Below are 16,875 nucleotides of genomic sequence, written 5' to 3'. Positions count from 1 at the left end.
TTTAGGGGGCTCTATGCTGCAACGCGGCGAGGGTTAGCGCAGGGCTTTCGGCGAAGCAAGTCAAACCTTGTTCAAAACACGGTGCTGGGCAGCATATCCGGATAAACTGGTCCGATCCGCTCCTGTTTGATTTCCTTCATTTTTTACTCCAGTTTTCTCTCCTGACATAGATGCCGCCAAAACCCTGCTAGCATGACGCGGAATCATTCGCCCCCAACCTTGGTCGAACGCCAACAGAGTGCCGTCTGCATGAAGGAAAAAATCTCGCTCGCCATGGCCCGGCGCATCGCGCTCGCCGCACAGGGGTTTGCCGATCCTCGCCCTAACAGCACGCCCGATCGCCGCCATCTGGCCCGTGTGCTTGGCCGGACCGGCCTGCTGCAGATCGATTCCGTCAGCGCGGTGGTGCGCGCCCACTATATGCCGCTCTATTCGCGGCTTGGCCCCTACCCGCTTGCGCTGCTCGACAACGCCGCCGTGACGCGCAAGCGCACGGTCTTCGAATATTGGGCGCACGAAGCCTCCTTTCTGCCGGTCGAAACCTATCCGCTGATGCGCTGGCGCATGGAGCGGGCCGAACGTGGCGAGGAAATGTATAACGGACTCGCCAAATGGGGCCGCGAACGCGCCGCCTACATTGAAGACATTTATCGCGAGGTCGTCGAACGAGGGCCGGTCGCCGCATCCGCCCTCGAAGGCCAGAAGGGAAACGGCGGCTGGTGGGGTTGGAGCGACGCCAAGCACGCTTTCGAATGGCTGTTCTGGGCCGGCCGTATCACCACGGCGTCGCGTCGTGGCTTCGAGCGGCTTTACGATCTGCCGGAGCGCGTGCTGCCGCCGGCAATACTCAGTCTGCCGGTGCCCCCTGCTGAGGCTGCGCATCGCGAATTGCTGCGCATTTCCGCGCTCGCCCACGGTGTCGCGACAGCGGGCGACCTGCGCGACTATTTCCGCCTCGCTCCCGCCGACATCAAGGGCCGCATCGAGGAACTGGTCGAGGCAGGTGATCTTTTGCCGGTCCGCGTCGAAGGCTGGGACAAGCCTGCCTATCTTCACAAGGACGCCCGTTTTCCGCGCAAGATCGAGGCGCGCGCGCTGCTCGCCCCGTTTGATCCGGTTGTCTTCGAGCGGGCGCGCACGGAAAGGCTGTTCGACTTCCGCTATCGCATCGAGATCTACACCCCGGCCGAAAAACGCCAATACGGCTATTATGTGCTGCCGTTCCTGCTCGGCGAAAAGATCGTGGCGCGCGTCGACCTCAAGGCCGACCGCCCTGCCGGCGTGCTGCGCGTCCATGCCGCCTATGCCGAGCCCGGCGCCCCGCCGCAAACCGCCGCCGAGCTTTTCGAGGAGTTGAAGCTGATGCAGGATTGGCTCGGCCTGGAACGCATCGAGGTGACGCAAGCGGGTGATTTGGGCCATGCGCTGGCGGATGTCGCGGTTTCGTAAGGGATTGCCGATGTCGGCGCTGCCCCTCATCCGCCTGCCGGCACCTTCTCCCCGTATAGTGACGGGGAGAAGGAAAGCTGCCGCAACCTAGGCGCCCAGCCTTACAACGCTGTAGATTGGCGAAATCCCAAACGAAGTCGTCCTTTCTCCCCGTCACCATACGGGGAGAAATGCCCGGCAGGGCAATGAGGGGCAGCGCCGACATCGAAAATTGCTCTGAAGCGTTTCCCTCGCCGCGTCGTAGACGTGCGTTGACACGACTGCCTGCACAAGCCTAAATCCGGTTCAGACGGTCTCCTCTCGGCAAAGGGAGGAGCCAAGAGGGAATGCGGTGCGAAATCTCGATTTCAAATCCGCGGCTGTCCCCGCAACTGTAAGCGACGAGCCAAGGCCGATAACCACTGGGAAAATCCCGGGAAGGCGGCACCAAGGCGATGACTCGCGAGCCAGGAGACCTGCCGTCTAGGACATAAGAATCCGATCGCCTGGCGGGTTTTCCGGGCAAGGAGCCTGATTTGGAACGCGACAGCAGTTTTTTGGCTGAGACAGCGGGCGTATTGTCCGGCGATAGGGATGCTCTGGCCGACGTCACCGTGATCGTCTGCGCCTCCTGCCGTGACGAGACCGGCTCCGACGGCCATCCTCGCGCCGGCGAATTGTTGGCCGAAGACACGCGCCGCGCTGTATCAGGCGAAAATATCTGTATCCGCACCGTCGAATGCCTTGGCAACTGCAAGCGCCGCCTCAGCGCCGCGATCCTGCGCGACGGCTGCTGGAGCTATGTCTTTGGCGACCTAACCGCGACAAGCGGCGCCGATCTCGTCGCAGGCGCAAAGCTCTTCGCCACCTCGACGGACGGCCTCATTCCCTGGCGCGGCCGCCCCGATTGCCTGAAACGCGGCCTCGTCGCCCGCATTCCTCCCCTCGACCTTGTGAAGGATCAGATATGACCACTTCCGTCTCCCGCGTGCCCTGCACCGTCGTCACCGGCTTCCTCGGCGCCGGCAAGACGACACTGATCCGCCACCTGCTCGAAAACGCCGGCGGCAAGCGGCTGGCCATCATCGTCAACGAGTTCGGCGATATCGGCATCGACGGCGAGATTCTGAAGGGATGCGGCATCGACACCTGCCCTGAGGAAAACATCGTCGAGTTGGCCAATGGCTGCATCTGCTGCACCGTCGCCGACGACTTCGTCCCGGCGCTCGACCAGATCCTGTCGCTATCGCCGAAAGTCGACCATATCCTGATCGAAACCTCCGGGCTGGCTCTGCCCAAGCCGCTGGTCCAGGCCTTCCAGTGGCCGACAGTGAAGAGCCGGGTGACGGTCGACGGCGTCATTGCCGTGGTCGACGGTCCGGCGCTGGCAGATGGCCGCGTTGCCAACGACATGGCCGCCCTGCAGGCGCAGCGCGCGCAGGACGAGACGCTCGACCACGACGATCCGGTCGAGGAGGTGTTCGAGGACCAGCTCGCCTGCGCCGACCTGATCATATTATCGAAGAGCGACCTGATGGACGCCGCCGGCTCGGCCCGTGCCAATGCGATCATCGGCGAGCACACCGCGCGCGCCGTGAAGATCGTGCCGACCTCGCAGGGTAAGGTCGATCCGTCTGTGCTGCTCGGCCTCGGCCTTGCCGTCGAGGACGACATCGAGAACCGCAAGACCCACCACGACGGCGAACTCGACCACGAGCATGACGATTTTGACTCGTTCGTCATCGACATTCCATCGATCGCCAATCCCGATGAGCTGGCTTTGCGCGTCGCCACGGCGGCGGAGGAAGAAGACGTGCTGCGCGTCAAGGGTTTCGTCGAGGTCGGCGGCAAGCCGATGCGGCTGTTGCTGCAGGCTGTCGGTCCGCGCGTCAATCACTATTACGACCGCGCCTGGACCACTGAGGACGATCGCCGCTCGCGCCTCGTCGTCATCGGCCTGAAAGGGCTGAACCGCCCGGCCATCGAGCGTATTCTCGCCGGCTGACCTCAGGCACGAGCCGCGATGCACATCCTCACCACAACATCCGCCTCGCTCGACGATCTCGCCGAGCCTGTTGATCTCAGGCAGACGCCTGCGGATGTCGTGGCGCTGTCTTTCACCGACAGCGATCTGGCCGGGCTGGCGGCGGCGTGGAAAGCAGACGCGGATCGCCTGCCCTCGATGCGGCTGGCGGCTTTGCGCGATCTGCGCCATCCGATGTCCGTCGATCTCTGGATCGACAGCGTCGCCCGGCACGCCAGGGTTATTTTGGTTCGCGTCCTCGGTGGTTACGACTGGTGGCGCTACGGCTGCGACCAACTCGCCTCGACCGCTCGCGCACGCGGCATAAAACTGGCGCTGCTGCCCGGCGAATGCCGCGACGAGGATCTCCGGCTGATCGAATGCTCGACGCTGCCGCGCGAAGAGCTCGACGGCCTGCTCGATTATTTTCGCGAGGGCGGCCCGGAGAATATGACGGCGCTGGTGAATCAGCTGGCGCTGCTGGCGGGACAGGACGCGGCGGTCGTGGAGCCGGTTGTCGTGCCGAAGGCGGGCTATTATGAGCCGGGACGGGGGGGCGAGCGCGACGTCCCCCTCCCCCTCGAGGGGAGGGTCCGGCCGCAGGCCGGGGGTGGGGTCGCCTGTGAAGTGCGCCAACAGAAAAAAACGTCGAGCACTGCCGCAACGACCCCACCCGGCCCTACGGGCCACCCTCCACTCGAGGGGGACGTCGTGCCCATCCTCTTCTACCGTTCGATGCTGCTCGCCGCCGATGTCGCGCCGATCGACGCATTGTTCGAAGCACTCGGGCAGCGCGGCATCATCCCCGTCCCCATCTTCGTCTCCAGCCTCAAGGACCCGGCATCGCTCGCCTTTGTCGAGACCGCGCTTGCCACGCTGAAACCTGCCGCCATCATCACCGCCACGGCCTTCGCCTCCGGTGCTGAGCCCGGCGTCGAAACCCTGTTCGACCGCGCCGGCGTGCCGGTATTCCAGGTCATCGTCGCGACGACACGCCGCGATATCTGGCAAAGCAATCAGCGCGGCCTGGCGCCTGCCGACCTCGCCATGCATGTCGTCCTGCCCGAACTCGACGGCCGCATTCTCGCCGGTGCCATTTCCTTCAAGGGAGAAAGCGGGGTCGATCCCGCATTGGCCTTCCGCGCGTTCGCCAACCGGCCGGAGCCGGACCGCGTCGCGCAGGTGGCGAACCGTGTCGAAGCTTTCATCCGCCTGCAGCGCACGCCGCGCGAAAAACGCAAGCTGGTCATCCTGATCCCCGACTATCCGAGCGCCCCCGGCCGCACCGGCTACGCCGTCGGCCTCGACGTGCCGTCCAGCGTGCTGGCGATGCTGCACGACCTGAGCGAACAGGGCTACACCGTTGAAGGGATTCCGCAAACGCCGCGCGCGTTGCTGGGTGAGCTAGAGTCGGCCGACCAAGGGTTAGCCTTGAAGGAGTATCTGACGTTCTCGAAGGAATTGCCGCCGGCGGCCATCGCTGCGGTAGAGGCCGCATGGGGTAATGCGGCATATGAGACAGTTTTGTGCGAGTCGCCCCCCTCTGTCCTGCCGGACATCTCCCCCTCAAGGGGGGAGATTGCGCTGTCGTCGCTGCTTTCGCCAATTACCAAGGATGTTAAGGAAGAGCCGTCGGCGGAACTGCCGATCTCCCCCCTTGAGGGGGAGATGTCAGGCAGGACAGAGGGGGGTGTTCAAGCGCCTACCGCGGCAAATTTCCCCTTCCGCGCCGCGACCTTCGGCAACATCACCGTAGCACTCGCCCCCGATCGCGGGCGCTCGGCCGACCGTCGCGCCGACTATCACGACCCGACGCTGCCGCCTCGACATGCGCTGATCGCCTTCGGCCTTTGGCTGCGCAAGACGGTCGGCGTCCATGCCCTCATCCATGTCGGCGCCCATGGCACGCTGGAATGGCTGCCCGGCAAGACCGTGGCACTCGGCGAAAACTGCTTCCCCGAGATCGTCACCGGTTCCCTTCCCGTCGTCTACCCCTTCATCGTCTCCAACCCGGGAGAGGCAGCGCAAGCCAAGCGGCGCATTGCCGCCGTCACCCTCGGCCATCTGCCGCCGCCGCTGACCGGCGCCGGTCTGGACGAAAACCAGCAGCAGCTTGAGCGGCTGGTCGACGAATATGCCCAGGCTGACGGGCTCGACCGCCGCCGCCGCGATCGCCTGGCGAGGCTGATCGTCGAAACCGCTGAAAAGACCGGCCTCGCGTCAGAGGCGGGCGTCGCCGGAACCGACGCGCCTGATGAGGCGCTGCGCCGCATCGACGCCTGGCTTTGTGATCTGAAGGATTTCGCCATCAAGGACGGGCTGCACATCTATGGCCGCTCGCCCGAGGGCGAAACCGATCCTTTGCGCCGGCAAAGTGCGGAGGCCGAGAAGTCTGCGCTGATCGCGGCCCTCGACGGCGGCCATGTCGCTGCCGGTCCTGCCGGCGCGCCGGCGCGTGGCCGGCGCGATGTCCTGCCCACCGGCCGCAACCTGTTCACATCGGATCCACGCACCATGCCGACGCCGACATCCTTCGATCTCGGCAGGGCGGCCTCCGACGAGGTCTTGCGCAGCTACATGCAATCGCATGGCGACTGGCCGCGCTCGCTGGTCATCGACCTCTGGGGCTCGGCCTCGCTGCGCACCGGCGGCGAAGAGATCGCGCAAGGGCTGGCGCTGATGGGCTGTCGGCCGCAATGGGATTCCGCCACCGGCCGCGTCACCGGCATAGAGGTGCTGCCGCCGGCCACCCTTGGCCGCCCACGCGTCGATGTCACCTGGCGCATTTCAGGCCTGTTCCGCGACATGTTCCCGACCCAGATCGCCCTGATCGATGCGGCCGCCAACGCCGTTGCCGCCCGCGACGAGGATGCATCGGAAAACCCGCTCGCGGCAAAAACCCGCGCGGATGGCAAGGTCAGTCCACGCATTTTCGGCACCTCGCCCGGCACCTACGGCGCCGGCGTCGAGGATTTATTGTCGAGCGGCGACTGGGCCGCGCGCGAAGAGATCGGTCGCGCCTATCTCGACGCCACTTCGCATACCTATGGCGGCGCCGACGGGGAAGGGATTTCGTCGCCAGGCGCTTTTGAGGACCGTATCGCCGAGGCCGACCTTCTCGTCCATACGGGAGACGATCCCGGCCGCGATATTTTGGAAGGCTCCGCCGATGTCGCCTTCATCGGCGGTTTTTCAGCGGCGCTTGCGGCACTCGGCAAGAACGCCGACGTCATCGTGCTCGACACCACGGACCCGCAAAAGCCGAAGCCGCGCTCGGTTGGAGAAGCCGTATCTCGGGTCGTTCGCGCCCGCGCGGTCAACCCGCGCTTCATATCAGGCCAGATGCGGCACGGGCCGCGCGGTGCCTCGGAATTCGCCGAGACGGTCGACCGTCTCGTCGGTTTCGCCGAAACCACTCATGCCATATCGGGCACGCTGATCGAAGCCGTGCACGACGCCTATCTTGGCGATCCCGTGGTTCGTGACTTCATCCTACGCGAGAACCCTTCGGCCGCGAAGGCGATTGCCGAGCGGTTTCTGTCGGCGCGGCGGCGCGGTCTCTGGCATCCGCTGCGCAATTCCATCGATGACGATCTCGCCGCACTGATCGCCGAGGCGCAGGCGCTGGGGGTGGCCGCATGAACGCCTTCTCCCGACGCGGCGCCTGCCCCGCTTTGTGTGCGCCGATGCAGACCGGCGACGGGCTTCTGGTGCGGCTCAGCCCGGTCGCTGGAGGACTCTCGCCGAAATCCTTGATCGGACTCGGTGAATCGGCCTTGTGGCATGGCAACGGCATCATGGAAGTGACCGCACGTGGCAGCCTGCAGATACGCGGCCTGACGCCGGCAAGCGCAAGGCTACTTGCGGCGGAGGTCGACGCGCTCGGCATCGCCGTGCGCACCGGCGTGCGGGTGGAGCACGGACCGCTGGCGGGGCTCGACCCGCAAGAAGTTGCTGACCCGCGCCCATTAGCCGAGCGCATTCGCGCAGCAATTGCTGAAGTTGGGCTGGCACAGCGCCTTGGCCCTAAGGTTTCGGTGATCGTCGACGGAGGTGGACGGCTGACCATGGATGCGGTGACGGCCGATGTCAGGCTGGCTGCGGTGCGGACGGACGCGGCAATTCAGTGGAAGATGTCCGTTGCTGGAGACGGTCAGAGTGCGAAATTCCTCATCACGGTCGAGGAGGATTCGGCCCGTGATATCGCCGTCGCTATTCTAAGGATGGTTGCCGAAAAAGGCCGCGAAGCCCACGCAAGGGATTTGACCGAGAGGCAGCTAAGATCGCTCGCAAGTTGGCATTCCTTCGCGCCCCCCTCTGTCCTGCCGGACATCTCCCCCACGAGGGGGGAGATTGCGCCCTCGTCGCCGCTTTCGCCAATCACCCGAGGTGCTAAGGGGGAGCCGCCGGCGAAGCTGCCGATCTCCCCCCAAGTGGGGGAGATGTCCGGCAGGACAGAGGGGGGCGCGAAGGAACGCCGGCCCATCGGAGTTTTCGATCTGGCCGCCACCGGCACCGCCCTCGGCATCGGCCTGCCCTTCGGCAGCATGCCAGCGCAAAAACTCATCGCTCTCACGCAACAAGCCCTCGCCCTTGGCGCAACCGAAATCCGCCTGGCGCCGGGCCGCGCGCTGCTTTTCCTCGGCCTGCCACCGGCCGCCTGCCCCCAGTTGCGGGACATCGCCACCACCCTCGGCTTCGTCACCGACGCAGCCGACCCGCGCACGAAAATCGCCGCTTGCCCCGGTACGCCGGCCTGCGCCTCCGGCCGGATCGCCACCCGCGACATCGCCGAGACCATCGCGGCAGAAAACCACGACCTCCTCGATGCCTCCGTCACCCTGCACATTTCCGGCTGCGCCAAGGGCTGTGCCCATCCCGGCCCGGCAGCGCTGACACTGGTCGGCGGCGAAAACGGGGCCGGACTTGTCGTGGACGGGACGGCAAAAATCCTTCCCGCCGGATACAGGCCTGGTTATGGCGCCGCGCGCGGCATTGGCCGCATTGCGGCAGCCATCCGCGGCACACGATTTCGAGGCGAGACCACCGCCGCCTGCCTGACAAGGCTTGGCGCGGCCGGTGTCACCGAACTCTACCGACAGGACTGAACATGCCCGCCCACACCGCCTACGACTACATCCATGAGGGCACGGCGATCTATGAGCGCTCCTTCGCCATCATTCGCGCCGAGGCCGACCTGTCGCGGTTTTCCGATGCCGAAGCCGATGTTGCCATCCGGATGATCCATGCCTGCGGCCAGGTCGAGGCTGCTAGGCATTTCTTTTTTTCGGAGGATTTTGTTGCCGCCGCGCGCACGGCGCTGGCAGCCGGCGCGCCGATCTTCTGCGACGCTCAGATGGTCTCGCACGGCGTCACGCGCGCCCGTCTGCCGGCCAGCAACGAGGTAATTTGCACGCTGCGCGATCCGCAAACTTCCGAGATCGCGAAAAAGATCGGCAACACCCGCTCGGCCGCAGCCATCGACCTGTGGGGCGAGCGCATGGCCGGTTCGGTCGTCGCCATCGGCAATGCGCCGACCGCACTTTTCTATCTGCTGGAAAGGCTACGCGACGGCGCGCCCAAACCGGCTGTTATCATCGGCATGCCGGTCGGGTTCGTCGGCGCTGCCGAATCGAAGGACGCGCTGGCCGAGAATTCCTATGGCGTGCCCTACGCGATCGTGCGCGGCAGGCTGGGCGGCAGCGCCATGACCGCTGCAGCACTCAACGCATTGGCGAGGCCGGGCCTGTGAACGCGATTGTAAAAGGCCGGCTTGTCGGCGTCGGCACCGGTCCTGGCGACCCCGAACTGCTGACGCTCAAGGCCGTGCGTGCGCTGGCCGAGGCCGACGTGGTGGCGCATTTCGCCAAGCGCGGCAACAACAGCAACGCGCGCGCCATCGTCGGCGCGCATTTTCGTCCTGATTTGATCGAGTTGCCGCTGCTCTATCCCGTGACCACCGAAATCGACAAGGATCACAGCGATTACCGGTCGCAGATAACGGATTTCTACGAAGAGTCCGCCGAAAAGATCGCCGAGCATCTCAGCGCAGGCAGAATGGTCGCAGTGCTTTCGGAAGGCGACCCGCTGTTCTACGGCTCCTATATGCATCTGCATGTCCGGCTGGCGCACCGCTTTCCTACGGAGGTCGTTCCCGGCGTCACCGCCATGTCCGGCTGCTGGTCGGCGACCGGAACGCCGATCGTCCAGGGCGACGATGTATTGACAGTGCTGCCGGGCACAATGAACGAATTCGAGCTGACCCGCCGCCTTGCCGACACCGACGCCGCCGTCATTATGAAGGTTGGCCGCAACCTGCCCAAGATCAGGCGCGCACTGGAAGCGACCGACAAGCTGGCGCGTGCCGTCTATGTCGAGCGCGGCACCATGTCGGGCGGCGTTTCGATGCGGCTGGCCGACAAGCAGGACGACAAGGCGCCCTACTTCGCCATCGTCCTGGTCGCCGGCTGGTCTGGCCGCCCCGAAGCATTGGTGGAGGCCGGGGCATGAGCGGCCGCCTGACCGTCATCGGCCTTGGCCCCGGCAGTGCCGACCAGGTGACGCCGGAGGCCAGCCGCGCCGTCGCTGAGGCAAAATTCTTCTATGGCTACAAGCCCTATCTCGACCGGCTCGACCTGCGCCCCGACCAGACCCGCGTCGCCTCGGACAATCGCGAGGAGCTTTCCCGCGCCAAGGACGCGCTGGTAAAGGCTGCGCAGGGCCATGATGTCGCCGTCGTCTCGGGCGGCGACCCCGGCGTCTTTGCCATGGCGGCAGCCGTCTGCGAGGCGATCGAGGCCGGCCCGGCCGAATGGCGTGCCGTTGACGTGGCGATGCTGCCGGGCATCACCGCAATGCTCGCGGTCGCTGCCCGCATCGGCGCACCGCTCGGCCATGATTTCTGCGCCATCTCGTTGTCCGACAATCTAAAACCCTGGGACCTGATCGAGCTGCGCCTGCTGGCGGCGGCGGGCGCCGGCTTCGTCATCGCGCTCTACAATCCGATCAGCAAGGCTCGCCCCTGGCAGCTTGGCCGCGCCTTCGAATGCCTCACAGCGATCCTGCCCGGCACCACGCCGGTCGTCTTCGGCCGTGCCGCCGGCCGCCCCGACGAGCGCATCGAGGTCGTTCTGCTGGCGGAAGCCGATGCGGAAAAGGCCGACATGGCGACCTGCATCATCATCGGCTCGCCGGAAACCAGGATCATCAAGCGCGGTGAAAAACCGGCGCTGGTCTACACGCCGCGTTCGGCGGCGGGCCCAAGAAAATGACTGACCAGAAAATGATCGACCATTGCGGCAAGCGCTTCGACGGTTTCCGCCGACGGGACATCCGGCAGCGCCGGCCTGCGGATCATGACCACCTCGATGCCGAGTGCCCGCGCTGCGGCGATCTTGCCGTAGGTCGCCTCGCCGCCGCTGTTCTTGGAAGCGACGACGTCGATGCGGTGTTCCAGAAGCAGTGCACGTTCGTCGGCTTCCCGGAACGGCCCGCGCGCCAAGAGATAGGTCGCATCGGGCACAGCGAGCCTTGGCTCGACCGGATCGACGCTGCGGATGAGATAGTGATGTTGGGGTGCGGCCTCAAAGGCGGCGACCTCCTGCCGTCCGAGCGCCAGGAAGACGCGGCGTGGAGCCGATCCCAGCACCTTCACCGCGTCGGTTACTCCATCGACGAGCGTCCAGCGGTCGCGTTCGGCTGGCTCCCAACCTGGGCGCCTGAGCGCAACGATCGGCACACCGGCCCCATGCGCCGCTTCCGCGGCATTGGCGGAGATTTGCGACCCATAGGGATGCGTGGCGTCGACCAGCAGCTCGACGCGAGTGTCGCGGAGGTAGGCAGCCAGCCCGTCGGCGCCGCCGAAACCACCCACCCGCGTCGGCACGCCCTGCGCCGCCGGGCTTTCAGTGCGGCCGGCCAGCGACAGCGTGAGCGAGACATCGGCGCGCGCGGCCAGCTTTCCCGCCAGTTGCCGCGCTTCGGTGGTTCCGCCGAGGATCAGAATGCGGTTGGTCATCATGCCTGCTGAAACTCAATCGCGCGCCGCCTGGCTCACGCAAAAATGGCTTACAATCGTCGGCATCGGCGAGGACGGTGTAGCGGGTCTCGGCGAAGAGGCCAAGCGGCTGATCGCCGAGGCCGAATTCGTCTTCGGCGGCAAGCGCCACCTTGCCCTTGTCGCGTCACTCGCCAAAGGCGAGGCACGCGCCTGGCCGACCCCTTTCGATCCCGAGATGCACGACGTGCAGGCACTTGCGGGTAAAAAGGTCTGCGTGCTGGCGTCGGGCGATCCGTTCTTCCACGGTGTCGGCGTCACCCTTGCTCGCAAGATTCCTTCCCAGGAGATGCAGGTGATCCCCGCCCATTCGGCCATGTCGCTGGCCGCCGCCCGCCTCGGTTGGGCGCTGCAGGGTATCGAGACCATTTCGCTGCACGGCCGCTCGATCGACCTGATCCGGCCGCTGCTGCATCCGGGCACCCGCATCCTTGCGCTGACCTCGGGCGGCGATGCACCAGCGGCGATTGCGCGCCTGCTGACCGAACTCGACTTCGGCGCCTCACGGCTGACGATTCTGGAGGCACTGGGTGGCCCGAACGAAAGGCTGCGTTCGGCGCGCGCGGACGCCTTCGACCTCGAAAAGATCAATCCGCTCAACGTTCTGGCAATCGAAGTTGACTCAACTTCGGAAGCACGCATCCTGCCGCTGACATCGGGCCTTGGCGATCATTTGTTCGAGCATGACGGCCAGATCACCAAGCGCGAGGTGCGCGCCATCACCCTGTCCGCCCTCGCTCCCAGGCGCGGCGAATTGCTGTGGGACATCGGCGCCGGCTCGGGCTCAATTGGCATCGAATGGATGCTGGCCCATCCCTCCATGCGCGCCATTGCCATCGAGGCCGATCCAACCCGCGCCGCCCGCATCCACCGCAATGCTTCACATTGCGGCGTGCCCGGCCTTGTCGTGGTCGAAGGCTCGGCACCAAAGGCGCTTGCCAAGCTAGGCACGCCCGATGCGATCTTCATCGGCGGCGGCGGCAGCGATACCCGCGTGCTGGGCGCGGCGATCAGGGCCCTGCGCGTTGGCGGCCGGCTGGTCGCCAACGCGGTGACGCTGGAGATGGAGGCGCTGCTGCTCGCCCGTCACGCGTCGCTCGGCGGCGATCTCACCCGCATCGCTGTATCCCGCGCTTCGCCGGTTGGTTCGATGCAGGCATGGCGGCCGGCTATGCCGGTCACCCAATGGAGCTGGGTCAAGCCATGATGATCGCGGGCATCGGCAGCCGCAAAGGCGTGAGTGTGCAAGACATTCTTGCGGCGATAGAAACCGCGCTGGAAGCGCATGGGCTGGCGATGACAGCGCTGTCTGCCTTGGCGACGACCGAATTCAAACGCAGCGAAGAGGCCATTTTTGCTGCCGGACGTAAACTCGATCTCCCGGTCATAGTGGTGGATGTTGCTGGCTCTGAACCGTCGCTCCCCCTCACCCGGCCTCCGCTTCGCTCGGCCGACCTCTCCCCGAGGGGAGAGGAGATCACGCACGCTGGCGCCAGTCTCTTCTCCCCAGCGGGGAGAAGGTGGCCCGAAGGGCCGGATGAGGGGGCCGCATTGCTCAGCCGTTCCGACCTGTCGCAGGCGCGTGCCGGCACGCCCTCGGTTTCCGAAGCCTCCGCGCTTGCCGCCGCAGGGAAAGGCGCGAAACTGCTTGGGCCGCGAACCGTGCTTGGCCCGGTCACCTGTGCCATTGCCATCAGCGGAGACGCGGCATGACCGTCCATTTCATCGGCGCCGGACCGGGCGCGGCCGACCTCATCACCTTGCGCGGCAGCAGACTGCTGGCAAGCTGCCCGGTCTGCCTCTATGCCGGCTCGATCGTCGCGCCGGAACTGTTACAGCACTGCGCGCCCGGCACGAAATTGATCGACACCGCGCCGATGTCGCTCGACGAGATCGAAGCGGAATATGTGGCGGCCCACCAGGCCGGCCACGATGTCTCCCGCCTGCATTCCGGCGACCTGTCAGTGTGGAGCGCCGTCGCAGAGCAGATCCGCCGGCTGGAGAAGCACGGCATCGCCTATACGCTGACGCCGGGCGTGCCCTCTTTCGCAGCCGCCGCGGCAGCGCTTCGCCGCGAGCTGACCATTCCCGAAGTCGCGCAAAGCCTGGTGCTGACCCGCATCTCCGGCCGTGCTTCGAAAATGCCGCCTGGCGAGACGCTGGCCGGTTTCGGCCGCACCGGCGCCACGCTCGCCATACACCTTGCCATCCACGCGATCGACCGTGTCGTCGCCGAGCTGACGCCATGCTATGGCGCCGAGTGCCCGGTAGCGGTTGTCTTCCGTGCCTCCTGGCCGGACGAGCGCGTGCTGACCGGCACGCTGGCGACAATCGAGGCGCAATTGGCCGCCGATCCGATGGAGCGCACGGCAATCATCTTCGTCGGCCGTTCGCTAGCAGCGGAAGGCTTTGGCGAGAGTTCACTTTACGACGCCCAGTACCAGCGGCGTTTTCGCGGGCGGGACGGACTGTGAACGACGGAACCGGAAACAACAGCGGAAACGCCACGATCGAACAGGCTTTGGCCCGGCTGAACTTCAATCCGCGCCAGCTGGAGCCGGGCCATGTCTGGCTGGCCGGCGCCGGCCCCGGCGATCCCGGCTGCCTGACGCTGGAAGTGCTGGCGGCACTTGGGCAGTGCGATGCCCTCGTCTACGACGCGCTGGTCTCTCCCGATGTTGTCGCTGTCGCCGAGGCCGCGGAGCTTTTCTACGTCGGCAAGCGAGGCGGCCAGCCGTCGATGAAGCAGGCCGACATCACCGCTCTGCTGGTTCGGCTGGCGCGAGAAGGCCGCCGCGTCGTCAGGCTGAAAGGCGGCGACCCATATATTTTCGGCCGCGGCGGCGAAGAGGCGCTGGCGCTGGCGCGCGAAAACATTCCGTTCCGCGTCTTGTCCGGCCTGACTTCGGGCCTCAGCGCACTTGCCGGAGCCGGCATCCCGGCCACCATGCGCGGCATCAACAAGGCGGTGATCCTGGCGACCGGCCACGCCGCCGGCACCGACGACGACCTCGACTGGGCGGCAATCGCCCGCACCGGCCAGCCGGTCGTCGTCTATATGGGCATGGCCAATCTGCCGCTGATATCGGCCTCGCTGTTGGAGGGCGGCCTGCCGCCTTCGACGCCTGCTGCGGTGATCGTCGCCGCGACGACACCGCAGCAGCGCATCGTCGTCGCCTCGCTCGCCACCATTGCCGAGGAGGCGGCCGCCGCCGGATTGACCGCGCCGGCGCTGATCGTCGTCGGCGGCATCGTCGCGATGCGCACGGCATTGGCTGGCGAGCCATGACCCGTGCGATCATCATCGGCGCGCCGCGCTCAGGCTCGGGCAAGACCAGCGTCACCATCGGTATTTTGCGTGCGCTCGCCCGGCGCGGCCTGAAGGTGCGCGGCGCCAAATCCGGTCCCGACTATATCGACCCGGGCTTCCACACCGCCGCGACAGGCCTTTCCGGCGTCAATCTCGACAGCTGGGCGATGCCGCCTGCTTTGCTCAACGCGCTGGCCGGTGACGCAACTGAAGATGCCGATTTCATCTTCCTCGAAAGCGCCATGGGCCTGTTCGACGGGATTCCGGCTGCTCCGGGCCGCACCGGCTCGGCGGCAGATCTCGCCCGGCTCTACGGCCTGCCGGTGCTGCTGGTGCTCGACGTTTCCGGGCAGTCGACCACGGCGGCGGCCGTCGCCAAGGGTTTTGCCAGCTACGATCCTGATGTGCGCATGGCCGGCGTCGTGTTGAACCGGCTGGGCAGCGAACGTCACCGCCGCCTCTGCAGCGACGCCATCGAGGCGATCGGCCTGCCGGTGGTCGGCGCGATCTTGCGCGATCCCTCGCTCAACCTGCCGGAGCGCCATCTCGGCCTCGTCCAGGCCGGCGAATATGAGAATTTGATGGCGCATCTCGACCGGCTGGCCGACATGGTCGAACGCTCGCTCGACCTCGACGCCATCATGGCGCTGGCAGCGCCATTCGCACCCGCGTCCGGCAGTTTCGACGACGCGCTGCCGCCGCCCGGACAGCGCATCGCATTGGCGCAGGACGCCGCCTTCACCTTCCTCTATCCGCATGTCGCCGCGCATTGGCGCAAGGCCGGCGCGGAAATCGTCGCCTTCTCGCCGCTTGCCGACGAGGCGCCCAGCGACAATTGCGATGTCTGCTGGCTGCCCGGCGGCTATCCCGAGCTTCACGCCGGCCGCCTTGCGGCGGCCGCGAAGTTCAGGGCCGGCATCGAAGCGTTTTCGGCAACACGGCCGGTGCATGGCGAGTGCGGCGGCTTCATGGTGCTGGGCGAGGCGCTGGAGGACGCATCGGGCGAGACGCACGCGATGCTCGGCCTGCTCGGCCACGCGACCAGTTTTGCCAGGCGAAAGATGAACCTCGGTTATCGCGAGGCGCGGTTGCGCGCCGATTGTCCGCTGGGAGCCCAAGGCGCGCTGATCCGCGGCCACGAATTCCACTACGCGCAGATGACTGCCACCGGCAGTGACCAACCCTTGGCCGACCTCGCTGACGGCCAAGGCAATCCGCTCGGCGCCTCCGGTTACCGCCGCGGCCATGTCAGCGGCACGTTCTTCCACGCGATTGCGAGAGGCGAATGACCCTCTCGACTCGGCAAACCCTCGATGACATCGCGCTCTGCCTCGTCTTTTTCACCCGGCTGCCGCTGCCGGGCGTCGATTTTCGGGACCGCAGCCTTGCTGCCGCGATCTGGGCGGCGCCCGTCGCCGGCCTTGCCGTCGCTCTAATCGGCGGCTTGGTTTACTCAGGTGGCACCTGGCTCGGTCTTGCCGCCGGCCCGGCAGCGGCACTTGCCCTTGCCGCGACCTTGCTCGCCACCGGCTGCATGCATGAAGACGGGCTTTCGGATGTCGCCGACGGCTTTGGCGGCGGCAGGACACGCGAGAAAAAACTGGAGATCATGCGCGACAGCCGCATCGGCGCCTATGGCGCCTGCGCGCTCGCTCTGTCGCTGCTGATCCGCTGGAGCGTGCTTTCGGAATTCGCCAGCCCGGCCCAAATGTTCTGGGCTCTCATTGCCGCGCATGCCGCTTCGCGCGGCTTGTTCGGCGCTTTCATGCATCTGTTGCCGGCGGCGCGCAGCGACGGCCTCTCGGCCGATGCAGGCCCCGTGTCGGCCGAAACCGCTATTGCCGGTGCCGTGCTCGGTGCCGTGGCGCTGCTTGCGCTAGGGTTCGGTGGCGCGGTCGCCGCCTTCATCCTGCTCGGCCTGTTGTTGGCCGCCTTCCGCGTGCTGTGCCTCAGCCAGATCGGCGGCCAGACCGGCGATACGGTCGGCGCGCTGCAGCAGTTTGGCGAGATCGCAATCCTGCTCGTCGCTTCCGTTTGCCTTTCCTGACTCTGTTTCGG

General features: G+C 66.2%; 15 protein-coding genes and 1 riboswitch. Of the genes, 14 read left to right on the top strand and 1 reads right to left on the bottom strand.

What is annotated here, in order from left to right; all coding sequences use genetic code 11:
* The first annotated feature begins 249 nt into the window (after positions 1–249).
* The 8 genes from AC0NIE_RS18280 to AC0NIE_RS18245 all read left to right on the top strand — a co-directional run bounded on the left by AC0NIE_RS18280 (position 250) and on the right by AC0NIE_RS18245 (position 10,722).
* Positions 250–1,449, top strand: a complete 1,200-nt coding sequence (locus AC0NIE_RS18280) for a winged helix-turn-helix domain-containing protein (RefSeq protein WP_473485343.1) — start codon at positions 250–252, stop codon at positions 1,447–1,449.
* 273 nt (positions 1,450–1,722) lie between these two features.
* Positions 1,723–1,926: riboswitch (cobalamin riboswitch) on the top strand.
* A 38-nt stretch (positions 1,927–1,964) separates the two neighbouring features.
* On the top strand, positions 1,965–2,399 hold the full coding sequence (locus AC0NIE_RS18275) for a DUF1636 family protein (RefSeq protein ID WP_473485342.1): 435 nt from the start codon (positions 1,965–1,967) through the stop codon (positions 2,397–2,399).
* On the top strand, positions 2,396–3,433 hold the full coding sequence (gene cobW, locus AC0NIE_RS18270) for a cobalamin biosynthesis protein CobW (RefSeq protein WP_473485341.1): 1,038 nt from the start codon (positions 2,396–2,398) through the stop codon (positions 3,431–3,433). Before AC0NIE_RS18275 ends, cobW begins: the two co-directional genes overlap by 4 nt.
* A gap of 18 nt (positions 3,434–3,451) precedes the next feature.
* Complete coding sequence (locus AC0NIE_RS18265) at positions 3,452–7,093, top strand: cobaltochelatase subunit CobN (RefSeq protein ID WP_473485340.1); 3,642 nt, start codon at positions 3,452–3,454, stop codon at positions 7,091–7,093.
* A complete protein-coding gene (gene cobG / locus AC0NIE_RS18260) occupies positions 7,090–8,559 on the top strand; it encodes a precorrin-3B synthase (RefSeq protein ID WP_473485339.1) in 1,470 nt (489 codons plus the stop codon). The genes AC0NIE_RS18265 and cobG overlap by 4 nt, the downstream gene beginning before the upstream one ends.
* 2 nt (positions 8,560–8,561) lie before the next feature.
* Entirely contained in the window at positions 8,562–9,203 is a 642-nt protein-coding gene (locus tag AC0NIE_RS18255; RefSeq protein WP_473485338.1) for a precorrin-8X methylmutase, read from the top strand.
* Positions 9,200–9,961 carry a precorrin-2 C(20)-methyltransferase gene (locus AC0NIE_RS18250; RefSeq protein WP_473485337.1) on the top strand — a complete coding sequence of 254 codons (762 nt, stop codon included), beginning with the start codon at positions 9,200–9,202 and terminating at the stop codon, positions 9,959–9,961. The genes AC0NIE_RS18255 and AC0NIE_RS18250 overlap by 4 nt, the downstream gene beginning before the upstream one ends.
* A complete protein-coding gene (locus AC0NIE_RS18245; RefSeq protein ID WP_473485336.1) occupies positions 9,958–10,722 on the top strand; it encodes a precorrin-3B C(17)-methyltransferase in 765 nt (254 codons plus the stop codon). Before AC0NIE_RS18250 ends, AC0NIE_RS18245 begins: the two co-directional genes overlap by 4 nt.
* Here the strand turns inward: AC0NIE_RS18245 and AC0NIE_RS18240 are convergent.
* Positions 10,686–11,468 (bottom strand): cobalt-precorrin-6A reductase, encoded by a 783-nt coding sequence (locus AC0NIE_RS18240; protein WP_473485395.1) that lies wholly within the window; start codon positions 11,466–11,468, stop codon positions 10,686–10,688. The two genes, AC0NIE_RS18245 and AC0NIE_RS18240, sit on opposite strands and share 37 nt — an antisense overlap.
* Before the next feature lies 1 nt (position 11,469).
* Here AC0NIE_RS18240 and cbiE point away from each other — a divergent pair, with 1 nt between their 5' ends.
* The 6 genes from cbiE to cobS are packed head-to-tail and all read left to right on the top strand — an operon-like array spanning position 11,470 to position 16,864.
* Positions 11,470–12,714 (top strand): precorrin-6y C5,15-methyltransferase (decarboxylating) subunit CbiE, encoded by a 1,245-nt coding sequence (gene cbiE, locus AC0NIE_RS18235; protein ID WP_473485335.1) that lies wholly within the window; start codon positions 11,470–11,472, stop codon positions 12,712–12,714.
* Positions 12,711–13,220: a cobalamin biosynthesis protein gene (locus tag AC0NIE_RS18230; RefSeq protein ID WP_473485334.1), complete on the top strand. Its 510-nt coding sequence runs from the start codon at positions 12,711–12,713 to the stop codon at positions 13,218–13,220. The genes cbiE and AC0NIE_RS18230 overlap by 4 nt, the downstream gene beginning before the upstream one ends.
* Positions 13,217–13,981 carry a precorrin-4 C(11)-methyltransferase gene (cobM, locus tag AC0NIE_RS18225; RefSeq protein ID WP_473485333.1) on the top strand — a complete coding sequence of 255 codons (765 nt, stop codon included), beginning with the start codon at positions 13,217–13,219 and terminating at the stop codon, positions 13,979–13,981. The genes AC0NIE_RS18230 and cobM overlap by 4 nt, the downstream gene beginning before the upstream one ends.
* A complete protein-coding gene (cobA, locus tag AC0NIE_RS18220; RefSeq protein ID WP_473485332.1) occupies positions 13,978–14,796 on the top strand; it encodes a uroporphyrinogen-III C-methyltransferase in 819 nt (272 codons plus the stop codon). Before cobM ends, cobA begins: the two co-directional genes overlap by 4 nt.
* Positions 14,793–16,106: a cobyrinate a,c-diamide synthase gene (locus tag AC0NIE_RS18215; RefSeq protein ID WP_473485331.1), complete on the top strand. Its 1,314-nt coding sequence runs from the start codon at positions 14,793–14,795 to the stop codon at positions 16,104–16,106. The genes cobA and AC0NIE_RS18215 overlap by 4 nt, the downstream gene beginning before the upstream one ends.
* Positions 16,103–16,864, top strand: a complete 762-nt coding sequence (cobS, locus tag AC0NIE_RS18210) for an adenosylcobinamide-GDP ribazoletransferase (protein ID WP_473485330.1) — start codon at positions 16,103–16,105, stop codon at positions 16,862–16,864. Before AC0NIE_RS18215 ends, cobS begins: the two co-directional genes overlap by 4 nt.
* Positions 16,865–16,875: the final 11 nt, after the last annotated feature.

The sequence above is a fragment of the Mesorhizobium sp. WSM4842 genome, from assembly GCF_055901575.1.
Note: the sequence above shows the minus strand (reverse complement) of the source record. Positions and strands in the feature narration are given on the sequence as shown.

Coding starts and splice junctions, on each gene's coding strand:
- AC0NIE_RS18280 (WP_473485343.1), top strand. CDS start 250: ATGAAGGAAAAAATCTCGCTCGCCATGGCCCGGCGCATCGCGCTCGCC.
- cobW (WP_473485341.1), top strand. CDS start 2,396: ATGACCACTTCCGTCTCCCGCGTGCCCTGCACCGTCGTCACCGGCTTC.
- AC0NIE_RS18265 (WP_473485340.1), top strand. CDS start 3,452: ATGCACATCCTCACCACAACATCCGCCTCGCTCGACGATCTCGCCGAG.
- cobG (WP_473485339.1), top strand. CDS start 7,090: ATGAACGCCTTCTCCCGACGCGGCGCCTGCCCCGCTTTGTGTGCGCCG.
- AC0NIE_RS18255 (WP_473485338.1), top strand. CDS start 8,562: ATGCCCGCCCACACCGCCTACGACTACATCCATGAGGGCACGGCGATC.
- AC0NIE_RS18245 (WP_473485336.1), top strand. CDS start 9,958: ATGAGCGGCCGCCTGACCGTCATCGGCCTTGGCCCCGGCAGTGCCGAC.
- AC0NIE_RS18240 (WP_473485395.1), bottom strand. CDS start 11,468: ATGACCAACCGCATTCTGATCCTCGGCGGAACCACCGAAGCGCGGCAA.
- cbiE (WP_473485335.1), top strand. CDS start 11,470: ATGCCTGCTGAAACTCAATCGCGCGCCGCCTGGCTCACGCAAAAATGG.
- AC0NIE_RS18230 (WP_473485334.1), top strand. CDS start 12,711: ATGATGATCGCGGGCATCGGCAGCCGCAAAGGCGTGAGTGTGCAAGAC.
- cobM (WP_473485333.1), top strand. CDS start 13,217: ATGACCGTCCATTTCATCGGCGCCGGACCGGGCGCGGCCGACCTCATC.
- AC0NIE_RS18215 (WP_473485331.1), top strand. CDS start 14,793: ATGACCCGTGCGATCATCATCGGCGCGCCGCGCTCAGGCTCGGGCAAG.
- cobS (WP_473485330.1), top strand. CDS start 16,103: ATGACCCTCTCGACTCGGCAAACCCTCGATGACATCGCGCTCTGCCTC.